This window comes from Variovorax sp. MPBD4-3 (assembly GCF_058809745.1).
The window spans coordinates 80,193-99,124 of the sequence record NZ_JBXASW010000015.1; the positions used below are offsets into that span (position 1 = coordinate 80,193).

Annotated in this window: 17 protein-coding genes; 9 read left to right on the forward strand and 8 right to left on the reverse strand. The window is 70.2% G+C overall.

From position 1 onward, the window contains the following. Nucleotides 1–8: 8 nt before the first annotated feature. From AC1RVW_RS12040 to AC1RVW_RS12080, 9 genes are all read left to right on the forward strand, one after another. A complete protein-coding gene (locus AC1RVW_RS12040) occupies nucleotides 9–1,088 on the forward strand; it encodes an ABC transporter ATP-binding protein (RefSeq protein WP_081268534.1) in 1,080 nt (359 codons plus the stop codon). 237 nt (nucleotides 1,089–1,325) lie between these two features. After that, nucleotides 1,326–3,002 (forward strand): putative 2-aminoethylphosphonate ABC transporter permease subunit, encoded by a 1,677-nt coding sequence (locus AC1RVW_RS12045; protein WP_493200103.1) that lies wholly within the window; start codon nucleotides 1,326–1,328, stop codon nucleotides 3,000–3,002. After that, the gene (locus tag AC1RVW_RS12050) at nucleotides 3,002–4,141 is read left to right on the forward strand and encodes a TIGR03364 family FAD-dependent oxidoreductase (RefSeq protein ID WP_493200105.1); all 1,140 of its coding nucleotides are present in this window, start codon (nucleotides 3,002–3,004) and stop codon (nucleotides 4,139–4,141) included. Before AC1RVW_RS12045 ends, AC1RVW_RS12050 begins: the two co-directional genes overlap by 1 nt. Nucleotides 4,142–4,190: 49 nt before the next feature. Beyond that, complete coding sequence (gene phnX, locus AC1RVW_RS12055; protein WP_493200107.1) at nucleotides 4,191–5,015, forward strand: phosphonoacetaldehyde hydrolase; 825 nt, start codon at nucleotides 4,191–4,193, stop codon at nucleotides 5,013–5,015. A gap of 72 nt (nucleotides 5,016–5,087) precedes the next feature. Next, nucleotides 5,088–5,222 (forward strand): hypothetical protein, encoded by a 135-nt coding sequence (locus tag AC1RVW_RS12060; protein WP_267898692.1) that lies wholly within the window; start codon nucleotides 5,088–5,090, stop codon nucleotides 5,220–5,222. Nucleotides 5,223–5,363: 141 nt separating this feature from the next. Continuing rightward, nucleotides 5,364–6,635, forward strand: a complete 1,272-nt coding sequence (locus AC1RVW_RS12065) for an MFS transporter (protein ID WP_081268530.1) — start codon at nucleotides 5,364–5,366, stop codon at nucleotides 6,633–6,635. Nucleotides 6,636–6,731: 96 nt separating this feature from the next. Then, nucleotides 6,732–6,920 (forward strand): DUF2970 domain-containing protein, encoded by a 189-nt coding sequence (locus AC1RVW_RS12070; RefSeq protein ID WP_081268529.1) that lies wholly within the window; start codon nucleotides 6,732–6,734, stop codon nucleotides 6,918–6,920. Beyond that, the gene (locus tag AC1RVW_RS12075) at nucleotides 6,917–7,633 is read left to right on the forward strand and encodes a c-type cytochrome (protein ID WP_493200110.1); all 717 of its coding nucleotides are present in this window, start codon (nucleotides 6,917–6,919) and stop codon (nucleotides 7,631–7,633) included. The genes AC1RVW_RS12070 and AC1RVW_RS12075 overlap by 4 nt, the downstream gene beginning before the upstream one ends. 14 nt (nucleotides 7,634–7,647) lie before the next feature. Beyond that, entirely contained in the window at nucleotides 7,648–8,937 is a 1,290-nt protein-coding gene (locus AC1RVW_RS12080; protein WP_493200112.1) for a c-type cytochrome, read from the forward strand. A gap of 12 nt (nucleotides 8,938–8,949) precedes the next feature. On the opposite strand, the gene AC1RVW_RS12085 is transcribed toward AC1RVW_RS12080, so the two are convergent. The 8 genes from AC1RVW_RS12085 to gspL are packed head-to-tail and all read right to left on the reverse strand — an operon-like array spanning nucleotide 8,950 to nucleotide 18,907. After that, a complete protein-coding gene (locus tag AC1RVW_RS12085; protein ID WP_493200114.1) occupies nucleotides 8,950–10,341 on the reverse strand; it encodes an 8-oxoguanine deaminase in 1,392 nt (463 codons plus the stop codon). Nucleotides 10,342–10,397: 56 nt separating this feature from the next. After that, nucleotides 10,398–11,297: a 5'-nucleotidase gene (locus AC1RVW_RS12090; protein ID WP_081268526.1), complete on the reverse strand. Its 900-nt coding sequence runs from the start codon at nucleotides 11,295–11,297 to the stop codon at nucleotides 10,398–10,400. A gap of 25 nt (nucleotides 11,298–11,322) precedes the next feature. After that, nucleotides 11,323–12,561 (reverse strand): type II secretion system inner membrane protein GspF, encoded by a 1,239-nt coding sequence (gspF, locus tag AC1RVW_RS12095; RefSeq protein WP_409194963.1) that lies wholly within the window; start codon nucleotides 12,559–12,561, stop codon nucleotides 11,323–11,325. 19 nt (nucleotides 12,562–12,580) lie between these two features. Continuing rightward, a complete protein-coding gene (locus AC1RVW_RS12100) occupies nucleotides 12,581–13,972 on the reverse strand; it encodes a GspE/PulE family protein (protein WP_081268524.1) in 1,392 nt (463 codons plus the stop codon). 58 nt (nucleotides 13,973–14,030) lie between these two features. Continuing rightward, a complete protein-coding gene (gene gspD, locus AC1RVW_RS12105; RefSeq protein ID WP_285414924.1) occupies nucleotides 14,031–16,334 on the reverse strand; it encodes a type II secretion system secretin GspD in 2,304 nt (767 codons plus the stop codon). 5 nt (nucleotides 16,335–16,339) lie between these two features. Further along, entirely contained in the window at nucleotides 16,340–17,140 is an 801-nt protein-coding gene (gene gspN / locus AC1RVW_RS12110) for a type II secretion system protein N (protein ID WP_493200117.1), read from the reverse strand. 10 nt (nucleotides 17,141–17,150) lie between these two features. Further along, nucleotides 17,151–17,699: a type II secretion system protein M gene (locus AC1RVW_RS12115; protein ID WP_493200118.1), complete on the reverse strand. Its 549-nt coding sequence runs from the start codon at nucleotides 17,697–17,699 to the stop codon at nucleotides 17,151–17,153. Beyond that, nucleotides 17,696–18,907: a type II secretion system protein GspL gene (gene gspL / locus AC1RVW_RS12120; RefSeq protein WP_493200120.1), complete on the reverse strand. Its 1,212-nt coding sequence runs from the start codon at nucleotides 18,905–18,907 to the stop codon at nucleotides 17,696–17,698. The genes AC1RVW_RS12115 and gspL overlap by 4 nt, the downstream gene beginning before the upstream one ends. Nucleotides 18,908–18,932: the final 25 nt, after the last annotated feature.

Genomic DNA, 18,932 nt, shown 5'->3' on the forward strand with positions numbered 1-18,932 from the left:
ATCCGGCCATGACGAGCAGCAGCTTTCTTTCCCTTCGCGGCATCGGCAAGTCCTTTGGCGCCACCCGCGTGCTCGACGGCATCGACCTCGACATCGAGCCCGGCGAGTTCGTGTGCCTGCTCGGCCCCTCGGGCTGCGGCAAGACCACGCTGCTGCGCATCGTCTGCGGCATCGAGCGTGCCGACAGCGGCCGGATCCTTCTGGGCGGGCAGGACATCGCGGGCCTGCCGCCCGCGGCGCGCGGCTTCGGGGTGGTGTTCCAGTCGTATGCGCTGTTCCCCAACCTCACGGCCGCGCAGAACATCGCCTACGGCCTGCACCCCACCGGCGCGCTGGCCCGCGAGATGGCCAAGCGCTCGCGCGAGATGCTCGACCTGGTCGGGCTGGCCGCGCATGCCGACAAATACCCGGTGCAGCTTTCGGGCGGCCAGCAGCAGCGTGTGGCGCTGGCACGCGCGCTGGCGCCCAATCCGCGCCTGCTGCTGCTCGACGAGCCGCTCTCCGCGCTCGACGCGCAGGTGCGCGCCAGCCTGCGCAGCGAAATCCGCGCGCTCCAGAAGCGCCTGGGCATCGTCACCATCATGGTCACGCACGACCAGGAAGAAGCCCTGTCGATGGCCGACCGCGTGGTGCTGATGCACAACGGCCGCATCGAGCAGGCCGGCACGCCCGACGAGCTGTACCGCCAGCCGCGCACCCGCTTCGTGGCCGGTTTCGTGGGCCGCATGAACATGCTGCCCGCCACGGTGCTGGCCGACGGCAAGGTACGCGTGCGCGACAGCGAGCTGCTTTGCGCCCCCGGCAACCTGAGCGTCGGCGCGCAGGCCACCGTGGGCATCCGCCCCGAGCACGTGGTGGTGAAGCGCTACGGCACCGAACTCGGCGCCAACAGCTTCGCGGCGCGCCTGCTCGACACCGAATTCTTCGGCAACCGCACCTCGGCCCGCCTGGCCTGCGAGCCGCTGGGCATCGAGATCGAAGCCGAGCTGCCCGCCGACGCGCGCGGCGGTGGCGGCGAGCCGCTGGTGCCGAGCAGCATGGTGCACATCCAGTTGCCGTTGAATGCGCTGTCCGTTCTGGCGCATTGAGATGAGCGGGTGTCCTTTGGGCCTTTCAGGGCGCGCTCACGCCGACGGGGTACCTTGCTCCGCGAATGTCCCCCGGCCTGCGGCCTCCTCCTTTATTTCGCTGCGCAAGGCACCCCATCGTCGTGATCGTTGGACAGCGCAGCCGTTGATCGGCCGCGAACGAGCAGCGCGCCCCGAACAACAGCGTCGCGACCCGACATGAACAGTTCCCCAGACACCATCGCCATGGTGCCCCCCATGGCAAAGCACGCAAGCGCGTTCGATCGCGAACGCTGGATCACCGGCGCGGCCGTTCTGCTGGTCGTGCTGCTGCTGGTCGTGATCGTCGCGTTGCCGGTCGGCGCGCTGGTCGGCCAGAGCTTCTTCGACCGCGCGGGGGCCTTCGTCGGCCTGGCCAACTTCGCGCGCTATCTCGACAACCCGGCGCTGGTGCAGTCGGCGTTCAACAGCCTGGGGCTCGCGTCCCTGAGCGCCGTGATCTGCACCGCCATCGCCTACGTCTACGCCTACGGCCTCACGCTGTCGTGCATGCCGGCCAAGGGCCTGCTGCGGGCGGTGGCGCTGGTGCCGCTGCTGGCGCCGTCTCTGCTGCCGGCCATCAGCCTGGTCTACCTGTTCGGCAACCAGGGCCTGTTCAAGGGGCTGATGGGCGACGTGTCGATCTATGGGCCGCTGGGCATCGTGCTGGGCTCGGTGTTCTGGACGCTGCCGCATGCGCTGCTGATCCTCACCACGGCCATGGCCACCTCCGACGGACGGCTCTACGAGGCCGCGCAGACGCTGGGCGCCTCGCGCTGGCGCATCTTCCGCACGGTGACGCTGCCGTCCTCGCGCTATGGCCTGATCGTGGCCGCGATGGTGGTGTTCGTGCTGGTCATCACCGACTTCGGCGTGCCCAAGGTGGTGGGCGGCCAGACAGGCGTGCTCGCGACCGACATCTACAAGCAGGTGGTCGGGCAGCAGAACTTCCAGATGGGCGCGGTGGTGGGCCTGGTGCTGCTGATTCCGGCGGTGCTGTCGTTCCTGGTGGAGCGGCATGTGCGCGGCAAGCAGGCGGCGGCGCTGTCGGCGCGTGCCACGCCCTACCAGCCCGAGCCGGTGAAGGCGCGCGACCGTGCGCTGCTGGCCTTCTGCGTGCTCACGGCCTGCGGCATTCTCGTGATGATCGGCATGGCGGTGTTCGCGTCGCTGGCCACCTACTGGCCCTACAACCTGGCGCCTTCGTTCAAGAACTACGACTTCAGCAACATGGACGGCGGCGGCTGGGGCAGCTACTTCAATTCGCTGCGGCTGGCCGTGTGCGCCGCCGTTGCGGGCGCGTTCATCACCTTCGTCTCGGCCTACCTGGTCGAGAAGCCGCGCCACTTCGGCCTGCTGCGCGAACTGCTCAACCTGCTGGCCAACCTGCCGCTGGCGGTGCCCGGGCTGGTGCTGGGCGTGGGCTACATCTTCTTCTTCATCTCGCCGTCGAACCCGCTGCGCGCCATCTACGGCAGCATGACCATCCTGGTGGTGTGCACCGTGGCGCACTTCTTCTCGGTGGCGCACCTCACCTCGCTCACCGCGCTGCGCCAGCTCGACCGCGAGTACGAGCTGGTGTCCGAGTCGATGGGCGTGCCGTTCTGGCGCACGCTGTGGCGCGTGCACCTGCCGGTGGCGCTGCCCACCGTGCTCAACGTGGGCGGCTATTTCTTCGTCAACGCGATGACGACCGTGTCGGCCGTCGTGTTCCTCTATTCGCCGCAGACCTCGCTGGCCGCCATTGCCGTGCTCAACATGGACGATGCCGGCGACGTTGCGCCCGCCGCGGCCATGGCCTCGCTGATCATGCTCACGGCTGCCGTCGGCCGCGGAGTGTTCGCGCTGGCGGGGCACTGGGCGCTCGAGCGCACCCAGAACTGGAGGCACCGGTAATGCCCGGTACCCAAGCCCATCATCCCGATCATTTCGACCTCGTCGTGGTCGGCGCCGGCATCGTCGGCCTGGCCCATGCCTACACCGCGGTGCAGCGCGGCCTCAAGGTCTGCGTGGTGGAGCGCGACGCGGCCTGTATCGGCGCCTCGATCCGCAACTTCGGCTTCATCACCATCACCGGGCAGGCGCCCGGCGACACCTGGCGCCGCGCCATGCACGCACGCGACGTGTGGCAGCGCATCGCGCCCTGTGCGGGCATCGACATCGTGCACCGCACCCTCTGGCTCGCGGCCTGCCGGCCCGAGGCGCACGACGTGCTCGAAGCCTTCATGCGCACGCCGATGGGCGAAGCCTGCGAGCTGCTCGACGCCGCCGATGCGCAAGCCAAGGCACCGGCGCTGAACCTGTCGGACGCATGCTCGGTGCTGTTCAGCCCGCATGAGTTGCGCGTGGAATCGCGCACCGCCATCGGCCTGCTCGCCCGCTGGCTGGCCGAAGCGCACGGCGTGACGTTCCGCTTCGGCGAGGCGGTGCTCGAGGTGCAGACGCCGCGCGTGCGCACCTCGCGCGGCACGCTGCATGCCGAGCGCGTGGCTGTCTGCACCAACACCGATCTTCACGGCCTCTTTGCCGATCGCATGGCCGCGCACGAACTCACGCTGTGCCGCCTGCAGATGCTGCGCGTGAAGCCCGAGGCAGGCTTCCAGCTGCCGGGCTCGGTGATGACGGACCTGAGCCTGGTGCGCTACGAGGGCTACAGCACGCTGCCCGAAGCCGCCGCGCTGCGCGCCCGCCTGCAGCAGGAGGAGGCCGCTTCGCTGGAACACGGCATCCACCTGATCGTGGTGCAGAGCGCCGACGGCTCCCTGGTGGTGGGCGACTCGCATCACTATGGCGACGCGCCCGAGCCCTTCGCGATGGAAGAGGTCGACCAGCTCATCCTGCGCCATCTGCGCAGCACGCTCAACCTCGAGAACGCGCGGGTCACCGAGCGCTGGACCGGCGTGTACCCCTCGTCGAAGACCACGCCCTGCGTGATCGACGCGCCCGACGACGCCACGCGCGTGGTGATCGTCACCAGCGGCAGCGGCGCCAGCACCGGCTTCGGCATTGCGCACGACGTCTTCGAGAAATGGTGAGGCGCCCGCCGCGCTTGCCCCCGTTCCCATTCTTCCTGTCCTTGCAGCCATGAACGCCCACAACCATTCCCAGCTCCAGGCCGTCGTCTTCGATTGGGCCGGCACCATCCTCGACTTCGGCTCCTGCGCGCCCATGGGCGCCTTCGTGAAGCTGTTCGAACAGTTCGGCGTGGACATCACCATCGCCGAGGCGCGCGGCCCGATGGGCGTGGCCAAGTGGGACCACATCAAGGCGCTCGGCACGCTGCCGCGCATCGCCGCCCAGTGGGAAGCCAGGCAAGGCCACGCCTTCAGCGATGCCGACGTCGACAGGCTCTACGAAATCTTCACGCCGATGAACGCAGCCAGCGCGCGCGACCACGCCACCTTCATTCCGGGCGCGGTCGAAGCGGTGAACGTGGCACGCCAGCGCGGCCTGAAGATCGGCTCCACCACCGGCTACAACCGACCGATCATGGAAGTCGTCGTGCCCATCGCCGCGGCCGGCGGCTATTCGCCCGACAACCTCGTGTGCGGTGGCGACCTCGCCGAAGGCCGCCCGTCGCCGCTCATGATGTACCGCTGCTTCGCCGACCTCGGCGTGTGGCCGCCGCACACGGTGGTGAAGGTGGACGACACCGGCGTCGGCCTGCAGGAAGGGCTGAACGCGGGCACCTGGGCCGTGGGCGTGGCCATCAGCGGCAACGCCAACGGTCTCACGCTGGCCGAGTGGCAGGCGCTCGACGAAGCGCAGCAGCAGGAGCGCCGCACGCGCGCCACCGCCGAACTCGAGGCCGCCGGTGCGCACTACGTGATCGACAGCGTGGCCGACCTGCCGAAGGTGCTCGAGTACATCGAGCAGCGGCTGCAGCGCGGCGAGCGCCCCACGGCCTGATCGAAGCCGCGCGGCCCCGGCACGCGGCGGCGTCCGACTTGACGCGCCGCGAGGCAGGCATAGCATGGCTGCATGCGAAGCACATCCTTTGTTCTTCTGTTCTGTCTGGGCCTGCTCGTGGGCGCCTGCGACGACAAGCCGAAGCCCGGTGTGCCGGTGCCGAAGGCTTCCGTGAGTGTCGCGGTGCCCGTGCTGGCCGAAGGCTGATCCCCGCAGGCAGGCGGTTGCGGCGCCTTCGGCGCGGCCGCCGCGCGCTTCAGCCATTGCCGTGCAGCACCACGCCTGCGGCTGTCTTCCGCGAGAATGCCACGCGACATGCGCTGGCCCTTCCCGGCGCGGAGAAGAACAATGACGACGACCCGAGAGACAACCGCCCACCAGGCGGATTCGCGCTACGCCATGCTGCGCCTGGGACTCACGCTGCTGATCATGACGGTCGGCAGCAGCGGCATGTACGTGGTGTCGGTCATGCTGCCCGCGGTGCAGGCCGAATTCGGCATCGCCCGCGCCGATGCTTCGCTTCCCTACACATTGCTGATGCTGGGCTTCGGCCTCGGTGGCGTGCTGATGGGCAAGCTGGCCGACCGCATCGGTGTGATGTGGCCGCTGCTGTTCGGCTCGGTGTTCCTGGGCGCGGGGTACATCGCCACCGGCATGTCGGGCGGCATCGTGTCGTTCACCGTCGCGCAGGCGCTGCTGGTGGGGCTGCTCGGCAGTTCGGTGGCCTTCGCGCCGCTGGTGGCAGACACCTCGCTGTGGTTCGTCAAGCGGCGCGGCATCGCGGTCGCGGTGTGCGCGAGCGGCAACTACCTGGCGGGCGCGGTGTGGCCGCCGATCGCGCAGCACTTCGTCGAACTGGTGGGCTGGCGCCAGACCTACATCGGCATGGGCGTCTTCTGCGGCATCACGATGGCGCTGCTGGCCTTGTGCTTCCGTGCGCGGCCGCCGGCGCTTGCGCAGGCGCCTGCCGAGGTCAATGCATCGAGAACGGCACTCCCGCGAGACCCGGCACGGCCCTTCGGCCTGAGCATGGGCACGGCGCAGGGCCTGCTGTGCGTGGCCGGCGTGGCCTGCTGCGTTGCGATGGCGATGCCGCAGGTGCACATCGTGGCCTACTGCGGAGACCTCGGCTACGGGCCGGCGCAGGGCGCGATGATGCTGTCGCTGATGCTGGGCTTCGGCATCGTGAGCCGGCTGGTGTCGGGCGCCATCTGCGACCGTATCGGCGGGCTGCGCACGCTGCTGCTGGGCGGCGTGCTGCAGTGCGTGGCGCTGCTGCTGTTCCTGCCTTTCGACGGGCTGGTGCCGCTCTATGTGATCTCCGCGCTGTTCGGGCTGTTTCAGGGCGGCATCGTGCCTTCGTACGCGATCATCGTGCGCGAGCACTTTCCGCCGGCGGAGGCGGGCGCCCGCGTGGGCACGGTGCTGATGTTCACGCTGTTCGGCATGGCGCTGGGCGGCTGGATGTCGGGCAAGGTGTTCGACCTCACGGGCAGCTACCACGCGGCCTTCCTGAACGGCATCGGCTGGAACCTGGTGAACGTGAGCATCGCGTCCTTCCTGCTGTTCAGGACGCTTCGGCGATCAGGCTGCCGAGTGTTTGCATTGCCCGCTCGCTGAGCGCATGCCGTTGCGGGGCAGCACTTCATCTGCACCGGTCAATTGAGGCGAATCTGCATCTGTTCTTTTTGGCCCGGCGGGGCCACACTAGTCCTCATGTCGAATCTGCTGGGCGCGGTGCGCGCCGTTCTCTGGAGTTTCATCGGGCTGGGCGGCCGCCGTGCCGATGCCGACAAGCGGACCGCTCAGGTCGGCATCCTGCCGCTCATCGGCGTGGCGCTGGTCCTGGTGCTGCTGTTGATCGCCGGGCTGCTGGCCCTGGCGCACTACGCAGCCGGCGCATGAAGGCCGGCCTCCGATTCGCCGCGACCGCGCTGCTGCTCGTGGTGTCCGGCCTGGCCGGCACTGCAGGTGCCGCGACGCCCGCCGCCGTGCCCGACACCATCGAGCAGCGCGTGGCCGCATGCATCGCTTGCCACGGCCGCGAAGGCGCGACCACCAATGCCGGCTACTTTCCGCGCCTGGCGGGCAAGCCGGCCGGCTACCTCTTCAACCAGCTCGTGAGCTTCCGCGACGGGCGGCGCTCCAACAGCGACATGGCGTACATGGTGCAGCACATGTCCGACGCCTACCTGCGCGAGATCGCCGAGTACTTTGCCGGGCTCGATTTGCCCTATCCGCCGATCTCGCCGCTCAGCGACGCCAAGCCCGAAGTGCTGGAGCGCGGCCGCGTGCTCGCGCTGCAAGGCGACGCCGAGCGCCGGCTGCCGGCCTGCGTGCAGTGCCACGGCGCGGCCCTGACCGGCGTGCAGCCCGTCACCCCGGGCCTGCTGGGGCTGCCACGGCTCTATGTGGCGTCGCAGCTCGGCGCCTGGCTCACGAACGAGCGGCATGCCATCGCGCCCGACTGCATGGCCGAAGTCGGCCGCCGCATGTGGACCTCGGACGTCAATGCGGTGGCGAGCTGGCTGGCGACGCAGCCGATGCCGGCCAATACCAAGGCCGTTGCGTCGCTGCCGGCGCCGATGCCGATCGCCTGCGGCGGTACCGCGAAGTGACGAAAGAAGCACCCATGAGCCTGCTGCGGCGCACCGTCTGGGTGGTGCTGGCGCTGATCGTGCTGCTGGCACTGGTCTCCGGCGTCCTGGTGGCGATGAACCTGCGCGGCGAGGACGCGCTGCCCGCGCAGGCCGAGAGCTTCAACGCCACGCCGCAGCTGGTCGAGCGCGGCCGCTACCTCGCATTGGCCGGCAATTGCGCGGGCTGCCACACCACGCGCGGCGGCCGGCCCTATGCGGGCGGCCTGCCCATCGAGACGCCTTTCGGCACCATCTATTCGAGCAACCTGACGCCCGATGCGCAGACCGGCATCGGCAGCTGGAGCAGTGCGCATTTCTGGCGCGCGATGCACAACGGGCGCAGCAAGGACGGGCGCCTGCTGTACCCGGCATTTCCGTATCCGAACTTCACCAAGGTGACGCGCGAGGATTCGGACGCCATCTACGCCTACCTGCGCAGCCTGGCGCCGGCGTCGGAGCAGAACCGCGAGCACCGGCTGCGCTTTCCATACGACACGCAAGCGGCGCTGGCGGTGTGGCGTGCGCTCTCGTTCAAGCCCGAGCCCTTCGTCGCCAATGCGGGTAAGCCGGCCGAGTGGAACCGCGGCGCCTACATGGTCGACGGGCTGGGCCATTGCATCGCCTGCCACGGCAGCCGCAATTCGCTGGGCGCCACCGAAACCAAGCGTGGCCTGTCGGGCGGGCTGATCGCTGTGGAAAACTGGTACGCCCCGTCGCTCACCGATCCGCACGAGGCCGGCGTGGCCGACTGGCCGAGCGCCGACGTCGTCGCGCTGCTCAAGACCGGCGTCGCGCCGCGCGGCTCGGTCATGGGCCCGATGGCCGACGTGGTGTTCCGCAGCACGCAGTACCTCAGCGATGCAGACCTGGGCGCAATGGCCAGTTACCTGAAAGACCTCCCCGACACGGCCGCCACGCCGGCCGCGTCCGCAGGCCCCAAGGCGCCCATCCGCCGCGATGCCGGCACGATGGCGCGCGGCGCGAAGATCTACGACCAGCGTTGCGCCTACTGCCACGGCGACCAGGGCCAGGGTGCCATCGGCGCCTACCCGCCGCTTGCGGGCAACCGCGCCGTCAACATGGCGCGGCCGACCAACCTGATGCAGGTCATCGCGCACGGCGGCTTCCTGCCCACCACGGCGGGCAACCCGCGCCCCTACGGCATGCCGCCGTTCGGCCAGACGCTCGATGCCGCCGAAGTGGCGGCGGTGCTCACCTACATCCGTGGTTCATGGGGCAACGACAGCGCCCCCGTCACGCAGCTCGACACGATGCGGCGCTGAACACCGCACGGCTCAGGCGGTGTGCGGGTGCCGCGCGGCCCCGTACAGCGTGCGCGCGAGGTCGCGGTGCCTTGCCAGCAGAGGTGCCAGTTCGAGCCCGGTGAACTCGCCGCCGCGGATGCGCACAGCGCCGCCGATCACGCTCAGCGACACCGATGCCGGCGTGCAGAACACCAGCGCCGCCACCGGGTCGTGCCCGGCGCCCGCGTGGGCGACGCCGCGCATGTCGAAGGCCACGATGTCCGCCGACATGCCGGGCGCGAGCGCGCCGATGTCGTCGCGGCCCAGCACCTGCGCGCCGCCGAGCGTGGCGATCTCCAGCGCCTCGCGCGCCGTCATCGCCGCCGGGCCGTAACCCACGCGCTGCAGCAGCATCGCCTGGCGCGCCTCGCCCAGCATGTGCGCGCCGTCGTTCGACGCGCTGCCGTCCACGCCCAGGCCCACGGGCACGCCCGCGCGCCGCATGGCGCCGATGGGCGCGATGCCCGAAGCCAGCCGCATGTTGGAGCAGGGGCAGTGCGCCACGCCGGTGCCGGTGCGGCCGAACAGCGCGATGCCTGCCTCGTCCAGCTTCACGCAGTGCGCATGCCACACGTCTCGGCCGACCCAGCCCAGGTCTTCGGCGTACTCGGCCGGCGTCATGCCGAACTTCTCGCGCGAATAGGCCACGTCGTTGTCGTTCTCGGCCAGGTGCGTGTGCAGCGACACGCCGCGCTCGCGTGCCAGCTCTGCCGACAGGCGCATCAGTTCGCGCGACACCGAGAACGGCGAGCAGGGCGCCAGCACGATGCGGCGCATCGAATGGCGCGAGGTGTCGTGCCAGCGGCCGATGAGGCGTTCGCTGTCGCGCAGGATGGCTTCCTCGGTCTCGACCACCTCGTCGGGCGGAAGGCCGCCCGCGCTGCGGCCCACGCTCATGCTGCCGCGCGCCGCGTGGAAGCGCATGCCCATGGCGTCGGCCGCCTCGATCGAATCGTCGAGCCGCGAGCCGTTGGGGAACAGGTAGAGATGGTCGCTGGTGGTGGTGCAGCCAGAGAGCATCAGCTCGGCCATCGCGGTCTGCGTCGACACGCGGATCATCTCGGGCGTGATGCGCGCCCACAGCAGGTACAGGTTGGTGAGCCAGCCGAACAGCTCGGCGTCCTGCGCCTCAGGCACGGCGCGCGTGAGGCTCTGGTACATGTGGTGGTGCGTGTTGACCAGGCCCGGCATCACCACGTGGCCGCGCATGTCGATGGCCTCGGCGCGGCCGTCGCGCAGGGCCTCGTGATACGCGATGGGCAAGTCGGCGGTGGGACCCGTCCAGGTTATGGCGGGGCCGTCGCACACCACGGCGCCGTCGGCGATTTCGTGCCGTGCGGCGTCCATGGTGACCAGGATGTCGGCGTGTCGGAGGATCAGCATGCCGGCATTCTTGCCCCGGTCAGCAGCGGGGGCAAGCACGAGGCCGGGCGCTCGGTTCAGGGCTCGTTGCTGATGCCGCTGCTCACATGCCCGGCCGGCACATGCCGCGAGGCCGCATCGACGTGCCCCGTCTGGTCGTCGAAGAAGAAGTCGGGCTCGAACTCGCGCAGGAACTCGCCCTTGGGCAGGCCGCCGAGGAACATGGCCTCGTCGACGCGGATGTTCCACTTCATCAGCGTGCGGATGGCGCGCTCGTGCGCCGGCGCGCTGCGTGCGGTGACCAGTGCGGTGCGGATGCGCATCTGCGCATTGCCGGCCATCTGCAGCCTGTGCAGCGCCATCAGCAGCGGCTTGAACGGGCCTTCGGGCAGCGGCAGGTCGGCCTTGCTGAGTTCGTGCGCCTGGAAGGCGTCGAGGCCCTCGGCCTGGAACACGCGCTCGGCCTCGTCGGAGAACAGCACGGCATCGCCGTCGAAGGCAATGCGCACTTCGTTCGGCCAGGCGTCGCTGGCTTTCACCGATTCGACCAGCACGCGCGCGGCCGGAAAGCCGGCATTGAGCGCCTCGCGCACGTCCTGCGCGTTGACCGACAGGAACAGGTGGGCCCGCAGCGGGCGCAGGTAGCCGAAGGGCGGGCGGCCCTGCGTGAACACGCCGCGCTGCAGCTTGATGTCGGCGGCAGCGCTCGACCTGAAGATGCGCATGCCCGACACCGGGTCGTTGCGCGAGAGGATCACCACCTCCACGCGCTGCACGCCGTCGTCGTTGAAGCGCAGCAGCTTGCGGATCAGCGAATACGCGATGCCGGGCGCGGCCGGCACGTCGATGCGGTCGAGCTGCAGCTTCATGTAGCCCTCGTTGTCCCCCGACTCGAAGATCGTGTTTTCTTCTTCGAGGTTGAACAGGGCGCGCGAGGAGATCGCGACCACGAGCTTGTCTTCGAGGGTTACGGGCATGTTGCGTCCTGCCTGGCGGTGGCCGTCACTTGACGAACTGGTTCAGCTGGATGATGGGGAGCATCACGGCCAGCACGATCAGCATCACCACGCCGCCCATCGCCACGATCAGGAGCGGCTCGAGGATGGTGGCCAGGTGCATCGCGCGGCGCTGCACTTCTGCGCCGAGCTGGTTGGCCGCGCGCTGCAGCATCAGCGGCAGGGTGCCGGTCTGCTCGCCCAGGCGCGCGAACATCGACACGAGGCCCGGAAAGCGCTTTTTCTGCGCGAGCGCCGAGGCCAGCGGCGCGCCTTCGCGCACCAGCACCAGCGCGTCGAGCGCGTCGGCGCGCATCGCGCGGTTGCCCAGCGTTTCGGAGGCGGCCTGCAGCGCGCGAAGAATGGGCACGCCGGCCGTGGCGAGCATGGCCAGCGTGCTCGCGAAGCGCGCCGCGTTGTAGCCGCGCGCGAGCTTGCCCACCAGCGGCAGCCTGAGCCAGGCCGCGTCGAACTTGAGGCGGAAGGCTTCCTGCGCCAGCGCCATCCGCATGCCGACGGCACCAATAACGACGGCACCGAGCATCCACCAGCCGTAGTTGCGCACGCCCGCGCTCAGCGACAGCATCACCGTAGTGAGGAACGGCAGCGAGCGCTTGGTGCCCGCGAACACCTGCGCCACCTGCGGCACCACGTAGCTCACGAGGAAGATCACGATCACGATCGCCACCAGCGTGACGATGGCCGGATAAAGCGCCGCGCCGATCAGCTTCTGCTGCAGCGCCTGGCGCTCCTCGAGGTCGTCGGCCAGGCGGTCGAGCACCAGGCCGAGGTTGCCGCTCTGCTCGCCGGCGCCGATCACCGCCGTGTAGATGGGCGAGAACTCGCGCGAATGCGCCGACAGCGCCCGCGCGAACGGCGAGCCCGCGTTGACTTCCGCGCGCAGCGAGGCGACGAGGTTGCGCTGCGGCTCCGATTCGGCTTCGTCGGTGAGCGCGGTGAGCGCGCGTTCCAGCGGCAGGCCGGACGACACGAGGCCCGCGAGCTGGCGCGTCCACACGGCGAGGCCTGTGGAGTTGAAGACCCGCTTGCCGCCGCCGAGCCAGCGCGACATGCCGCTGCGCTGGCCGGTGCCGTTGACGTGGTCGCTGCCGACCGGCTTGACCGACAGCGGAATGAGCGCCTGCGCCCGCAGCAGGCTGCGCGCGCTGCGGGCGGTGTCGGCTTCCAGCACGCCTTCGCGCGACTGGCCGCTGGCATCGATGGCTTCGAAGGAATAGGCGGGCATGGGGCGGCCGGGGCGCTGGTCAGTCGCGCGTGACGCGCAGCAGTTCGGCGCGCGATGTGATGCCGGCCTGCACCAGCCGCTCGCCGTCTTCGCGCATCAGGCGCAGTCCGCCGCGCGCGCCGGCCTGCAGCAGTTCGCTTTCGGCGGCCTTGCCGTGGATCAGCCCTTGCACTGTCTCGTCCGCCACCAGCAGCTCGAAGATGCCGGTGCGGCCCTGGTAGCCGGTCTGGCCGCAGACCTCGCAGCCGGCGCCGGCGCATGCCGTGCACACCTTGCGAACAAGGCGCTGCGCGAGCACGCCCAGCAGCGACGAACTCAGCAGGAAGGGCTCCACGCCCATGTCGGTCAGGCGCGTGACAGCGCTGACGGAATCATTCGTGTGCAGCGTGGCCAGCACCAGGTGGCCCGTGAGCGAGGCCTGGATGGCGATCTGCGCGGTCTCGAAGTCGCGGATTTCGCCGATCATGATCACGTCGGGGTCCTGCCGCAGGATGGCGCGCAGGGCCTTGGCGAAGGTGAGTTCGATCTTGGCGTTGATCTGCGTCTGGCCCACGCCCGGCAGCTCGTATTCGATGGGGTCTTCCACCGTCATGATGTTGCTGCGGCTCGCGTCCAGCCGGGCCAGCGCGGCGTACAGCGTGGTGGTCTTGCCCGAGCCCGTGGGCCCGGTCACCAGGATGATGCCGTGCGGCTGCGCGATGAGCTTCTCGAAGCGTTCCAGCGTGTCGCCCTGCATGCCGACCGACTCGAGCGTGAGCTTCGATTCGCTCTTGTCCAGCAGGCGCAGCACGGCGCGTTCGCCGTGGGCGCTGGGCAGCGTCGACACCCGCACGTCGACCGCGCGCGTGCCGATGCGCAAGCTGATGCGCCCGTCCTGCGGCAGCCGCTTCTCGGAGATGTCGAGGTCGGCCATGATCTTCAGGCGCGAGATCAGCGCGGCGTGCAGCGCGCGGTTGGGCTGCACCACCTCGCGCAGCGTGCCGTCGATGCGAAAGCGCACGGACGACGTGCGCTCGTAGGGCTCGATGTGGATGTCGCTGGCGCCGTCGCGCGCGGCCTGCGTGAGCAGCGCGTTCAGCATGCGGATGATGGGCGCGTCGCCGGCGCTGGCCAGCAGGTCTTCGACCGCGGGCAGCTCCTGCATCATGCGGGAGAGGTCGGCCTCGTTCTGCACCTCGCTCACCACCGCGGCCGCGCTCGACTCGCCCTGCGCATAGGCCGCGCTGATGCGCTGCGCCAGCGGGCCGTCGGCCAGCACCTCGAAGGTCCGCACGCCGTACTTGCGCGAGACCTCGCCCACCGCGCTGCGCGCTGGATGGCTCGACATCCACAGCGTGTAGCTGCCGTCGTCGGTCTCCTCGAGCAGGAGTTGCTGGCTGCGTGCGAACGCGTAGGGCAGGGGATAGCGCATGGGCGGGATCAGCGGGGCGTGTGCGTTCTTGGCTTGGCGACGGGGAATGGTAGAGGCATCAGGGCAGTTCGCGCGCCGTGGCGGGGTCGGCCGTGGGCGGCAGCGTGCCGCGCAGCGGGCTCGGGGCCAGCCGGCGGGTGTCCGCAGCCGGGCGCGGCGGCGGAATGAGCTGGGTGCCTTCGATGCGCGACTCGACGCGCCGGGGCGGCTCCGCCGCGCGCGCCGGCGGGGCCAGCTCGGGCAGCACGTTCGCGCCGTCGACGCCGCGCAGCATCACGTTGGAGGTGTCGGGCTGCGAGCGCTGCTGCATGCCGCGGATCTCGTCGTAGCGGTCGTAGGCGAAGGCCTCGGTGGAAACGGCATCGCGCATCACCGCCGGGCGCAGGAACATCATGAGGTTGAGCTTCTCGCGCGTGCGGGCCTGGCTCTTGAACAGGTTGCCGAGCACGGGAATGTCGCCGGCCACCGGCACCTTCTCGACCGTGTTGTTGTAGGTGTCCGACAGCAGGCCGCCGAGCATGACGAGGCCGCCGTCTTCCACCAGCACGCTCGATTCGATGGAACGCTTGCTGGTGGTGGGGCCGTTCGGGTTGTTGACGGTGTTCGGGTCGACCGTGGAGGTCTCCTGGAAGATCGTCAGCTTCACCGTGCCGTTCTCGTTGATGGTCGGGCGCACGCGCAGCGTCAGGCCGACGTCCTTGCGCTCGACGGTGGTGAAGGGGTTGACGCCCACGGAGCCCGAGGTGCTCGCGTACTGGCCGGTGACGAAGGGCACGTTCTGGCCGATCACGATCTTGGCCTCTTCGTTGTCCAGCGTCAGCAGGTTGGGCTTGGACAGCACGTTGGAGTCCTTGTCGCTGTCGAAGAAGCTGGCAATCGCGCCCAGGATGTACTGGCCGCCGATCTTGCCGGCGATGCCCAGGTTCAGCCCCGAGGTCAGGTTGAGGTTGGCCGGGTTCTTGGTGGCCAGCGCCTGCGTCAGCGTCAGCAGGTTGGCGCCCGCCACCGACGAGTTGGTGCCGAGCACGGCGTTGTTGCCCAGCGCGCTCTGCCACTGCACGCCGAACTTCGCGGCGGCGGTGTCGCCCACTTCGACGATCAGCGCCTCGATCATGACCTGCGCGCGGCGGCCGTCGAGCCGGTCGATCACGGCGCGCATCTGGCGGTACTGCGGCTCGGGCGCGGTGATGATGAGCGAATTGGTCGACGGATCGGCCTGGATCTGGCCGCCGGTCGAGGGCTGGTTCGCGTTGTTGAGCGGTGCGCTGGCGGCGGGCGAGCTGCCGTTCTGGCCGCCGCCGCTGTTCAGGTTGACCTGCATGGCCTGCGGGGCGCTCTGCTGCGGCACCGAGCTGCCGCCCGCCGCGCCGGGCTGCCCCGGGGTGCCGGACTGCTGGTTGGCGGCCATGGCCGCGCGCAGCGTGGCCGCGAGGCGCACCGCATCGGCGTTCTTCAGATACACCACGTAGATGTTGCCGGCCGCGCCGTTGCTGCTTTCGGCGGCGGGCCGGTCGAGCTTCTCGACCAACGTGCGCACCAGCTGCACGCGCGCCGGGTTGGCTGCGCGAAGGATCAGCGCATTGCTGCGCGGATCGGCCAGCAGCGTGGTGCGGAACGATGCATCGGCGGCACCCGGGGCGGCGGCCGCGCCCGGTGCGCCCGAGCCGCTGCCGTCGACCAGCCGCGTGAGCAGCGGCACCATGTCGGTGGCGACCGAGTGCTTGAGCTGGATGACCTCGACGTCGGACGCGTTGGGCACGTCGAGCGACGCGATGATGCGGGCCAGCCGGCGCATGTTGTCGGCGTAGTCGGTGATCACGAGCGAGTTGTTGCCCGGATTCACGTTGATGGTGTTGTTCGGCGGGATCAGCGGGCGCAGCACCGGCAGCAGGCTGTTCGGCGACTCGTAGTTGAGCCGGAAGATCTGCGTGACGATCTGGTTGCTGCCGCTGGACGAGACGGCGCCGATGGAGGTGTTGACGGCGCTGCTCTGCAGCTTGGCGTCGGCCTCGGGCACCACCTTGTAGAGGCCGTCGGCCTCCACCACCGCGAAGCCCTGCAGGCGCAGCGCCGAGGCGAACTGGTTGAACGCAGCCGCCGGCTGGATGGCGCGGTCGGTGACGAGGTTCATGGTGCCCTTGACGCGCGGATCGACCACCACGTCGCGGCCCGTGACCACGGCCATGGTGCGGGCCACGGCCTCGATGTCGGCATTGGCGAAGTTGAGCGTGATCGGCTCGCCGCGGCGCGGCGCGTCGCCGGCCTGCGCGAAGGCCGCGGGCGCGGCCTGAAGGAACGTGGCGGCGATCAGCACGCGCACCGCGAGCGCGACGGTGCCGGTCGAAAACAGTGGCTTCATCATGAGGATCAACCCAGGGTGATGATCGAACGCGCGTTGTCGCGCCGTCCGATGATGTTCAACAAATTGGAAAGTGCGTCTTCGCGGCCGGGCGCGGCATTGGCTTCGCCGTTGAAGCGGAAGGTGGTGCCGTTCCAGCTGCCGCTGCCGTTCAGTTCGAGGCTGCCTTCGCGCGTGCTGAGCAGCAGCGTGGGGCGGTTGCCGCCTTCGAGCGTGAGCCGGTAGCTGCCCATCGGACGCAAGGTCGACAGGCTGGAGGAAACGTCGGTGGCGTCGAGCGTGGCCTGGCCCGCGATGCGCAGCGCGGGGCCGTCCCATTGCATCGCGAAGGCCTTGGTGGTGAGGTCGAGCGCGCCGTCGAGCTTGAGCGTGTTCCAGGGCGCGCCCAGGCCGGTGAGCATGCTGGCGGGCCAGCGCGAGCGGCTGTCCTGCCATTCGAGCTGCACGCCGCCGGCGCGCGGGCTGGCGCGCAGCTGCAGCGGCTGGGCCGCGCAGCAGGGCAGGTCGAGGCTGGCGGAGATGCCGCCCCAGCCCGGACGCATGCGCCAGTGCAGCAGGCCGGGCAGCGACACCGCCTCGGCGCCGCCGGCACCGCTGGCGAACACCACGGCGGCCGTGCCGTTCCAGACCGTGCCGCGCGGGTTGGCCAGCACCAGCCGGCCCTGGCTCCAGCCCGACAGCGCCGCCGACAGCCAGCGCGCCGGCGCGAACATCAGCACCGTCAGCACCACGCCGATCGCGATGCCGAGCAGCGCCCAGCGCCAGCCACGGCGCGGCGCGGGACCGGAGGAGGGAGGCCGGGTCACCATGCGGGATGGCTCATCGTGCTGCGGGCAGCGCCATGACGACGGTGCCGTCCCAGCGGACCTGCGGCGCGGACGAAGCGTCCTTGTTGCCGGCTGAGGGCGTGGGCGTGGAGGCCACGGGGGCGCGGGTCAGGTGCGCCTCGCGCGGCACGGCATGCGCGTTGCCGCGTGCCTGCGCGAGCCACTGGGCGACGGTGTTTGCGGGCACCGACCGCATCGTGACGGTGGCGGCGCCGTCGCCGCCGGTCGTCATGAGCTGGGCGTTGCCGTTGCCCAGGCCTTCGCGCACGGATGTTTCGAGGGCGCGCATCGCGTCGTCGCGGTTCAGCCGCGGCTGCGACTGCAGCGCCTTCGCACGGTTCTGCAGCGTGGCCATCTGCTGCAGCTGGGCGTCGAGCCGTGCGTGTTCGGCCGGTGCCGCGGCCAGCGTGCGCAGGGCGGGCGCCAGCGCGATCCACCAGAGCAGCGCCAGCGCCACGAGCGTGACGGCGACCGCGACCATGCGCCGCTCGCGCGTTTCAAGAGTGGCCCAGCGGGCCTTGAGCTGTTCGCTGAAGTTCATCGGGTGGACTCGGCCTGGACCAGCAGCAGGTCGCCTTCGGTGCGCACGTTGTAGCCGCGCGGCGTGAGTGCGTTGGTGATCTGCGAGACCTCGGAGGGCTGCAGGCCGAGCCCGCGCAGGCGCAACTGGCCGGCGCTGTAGTCGACGGCGGTCGGGGTCTTGCCGGGCGGGAGGTTGGTGGCGAGGGCGCCGACCATGGGTTCGAAGTCGCTGCCGACCACGTCGCCCACGGCCTGCTGCAGCGCCGCCACTTCGCGCTGCATCTGCAGCGGGGCGTCGGCCACGATCTTCACCGAGGGGAAGGTCTGGGTCAGCATGGCCCTGGCGGCCTGGCGCTTGGCATCGAGCGCGTTGCGCTCCTTCCAGGCCCAGGCGTTCAGGCCGATCAGCTGCGTCAGCAGCAGCACGACCACGCCCCAGCGCGCGGCGCGCCATTCGGGGGCGTAGCGCAGCGTCTGCAGCACCGACGCGAACTTCTTGCCGGCGCGCGCGCGGCCGGTCGCGGCAAGGTCGAACTGCGCGAGTTCCCACGGCGTGCGCGCGGCCTGCAGCCAGCGCTGCGGCGTCTGCACGATCGGCACGCGGCGCTCCAGCAGGTGCTCGGCGGCCTCGGCCACGGCGGGCTCGGTGGTGATGACCGCGGTGTCCAGCGGCAGGCCGTCCGACAGGGCCATCCCCGCGCCGGCCAGCGGCAGCGAGACCACGCCGTCGGCGTCGCACACCGTGAGCTGCGGTGATTCGGGTTCGCCCGTGATCTGCAGCAGCGGCGGGCCGTCGGCCGGCTGCGGTGCGAACTCCGGGACGATGCGCACCACGCGCCGCCCGGCCGCTTCGAGCCCCTGCACGATGCTGCGCAGCCAGATGCGGTTGCAGGCCGCGACCCACACGGGCGCGCCGGCCTTGGCGTCGGGTTCGAGCGCGAAGTGCAGGGCTTCGGGTTCGTCGAGCAGGTGTTCTTCGAGCAGGCCGTCCAGCACGGCGCGCAGTTTCGAGGCGCTGCCGGTGCTGCCCTTGGGCAGGGTGACGCGGTGCCACGACAGCGCCGCGGAGGGAATGCCGAGCATGACTTCAGTGCTCGATGGCAGGAGCGCCAGCAGCGCGCGGCCTTGGTTGCGCAATGCAATGCCGTCGTCGCCTGCCTGGGCCCAGTCGTACTCGCTCGCGGCATCGGCCGGAGGGAGGGGGGCAATGAGCAGCAGGGGAGTCATGTCGATGTTGGAAAAGCCGGTGATT

Coding starts and splice junctions, on each gene's coding strand:
- AC1RVW_RS12040 (WP_081268534.1), top strand. CDS start 9: ATGACGAGCAGCAGCTTTCTTTCCCTTCGCGGCATCGGCAAGTCCTTT.
- AC1RVW_RS12045 (WP_493200103.1), top strand. CDS start 1,326: ATGGCAAAGCACGCAAGCGCGTTCGATCGCGAACGCTGGATCACCGGC.
- AC1RVW_RS12050 (WP_493200105.1), top strand. CDS start 3,002: ATGCCCGGTACCCAAGCCCATCATCCCGATCATTTCGACCTCGTCGTG.
- phnX (WP_493200107.1), top strand. CDS start 4,191: ATGAACGCCCACAACCATTCCCAGCTCCAGGCCGTCGTCTTCGATTGG.
- AC1RVW_RS12060 (WP_267898692.1), top strand. CDS start 5,088: ATGCGAAGCACATCCTTTGTTCTTCTGTTCTGTCTGGGCCTGCTCGTG.
- AC1RVW_RS12065 (WP_081268530.1), top strand. CDS start 5,364: ATGACGACGACCCGAGAGACAACCGCCCACCAGGCGGATTCGCGCTAC.
- AC1RVW_RS12070 (WP_081268529.1), top strand. CDS start 6,732: ATGTCGAATCTGCTGGGCGCGGTGCGCGCCGTTCTCTGGAGTTTCATC.
- AC1RVW_RS12075 (WP_493200110.1), top strand. CDS start 6,917: ATGAAGGCCGGCCTCCGATTCGCCGCGACCGCGCTGCTGCTCGTGGTG.
- AC1RVW_RS12080 (WP_493200112.1), top strand. CDS start 7,648: ATGAGCCTGCTGCGGCGCACCGTCTGGGTGGTGCTGGCGCTGATCGTG.
- AC1RVW_RS12085 (WP_493200114.1), bottom strand. CDS start 10,341: ATGCTGATCCTCCGACACGCCGACATCCTGGTCACCATGGACGCCGCA.
- AC1RVW_RS12090 (WP_081268526.1), bottom strand. CDS start 11,297: ATGCCCGTAACCCTCGAAGACAAGCTCGTGGTCGCGATCTCCTCGCGC.
- gspF (WP_409194963.1), bottom strand. CDS start 12,561: ATGCCCGCCTATTCCTTCGAAGCCATCGATGCCAGCGGCCAGTCGCGC.
- AC1RVW_RS12100 (WP_081268524.1), bottom strand. CDS start 13,972: ATGCGCTATCCCCTGCCCTACGCGTTCGCACGCAGCCAGCAACTCCTG.
- gspD (WP_285414924.1), bottom strand. CDS start 16,334: ATGATGAAGCCACTGTTTTCGACCGGCACCGTCGCGCTCGCGGTGCGC.
- gspN (WP_493200117.1), bottom strand. CDS start 17,140: ATGGTGACCCGGCCTCCCTCCTCCGGTCCCGCGCCGCGCCGTGGCTGG.
- AC1RVW_RS12115 (WP_493200118.1), bottom strand. CDS start 17,699: ATGAACTTCAGCGAACAGCTCAAGGCCCGCTGGGCCACTCTTGAAACG.
- gspL (WP_493200120.1), bottom strand. CDS start 18,907: ATGACTCCCCTGCTGCTCATTGCCCCCCTCCCTCCGGCCGATGCCGCG.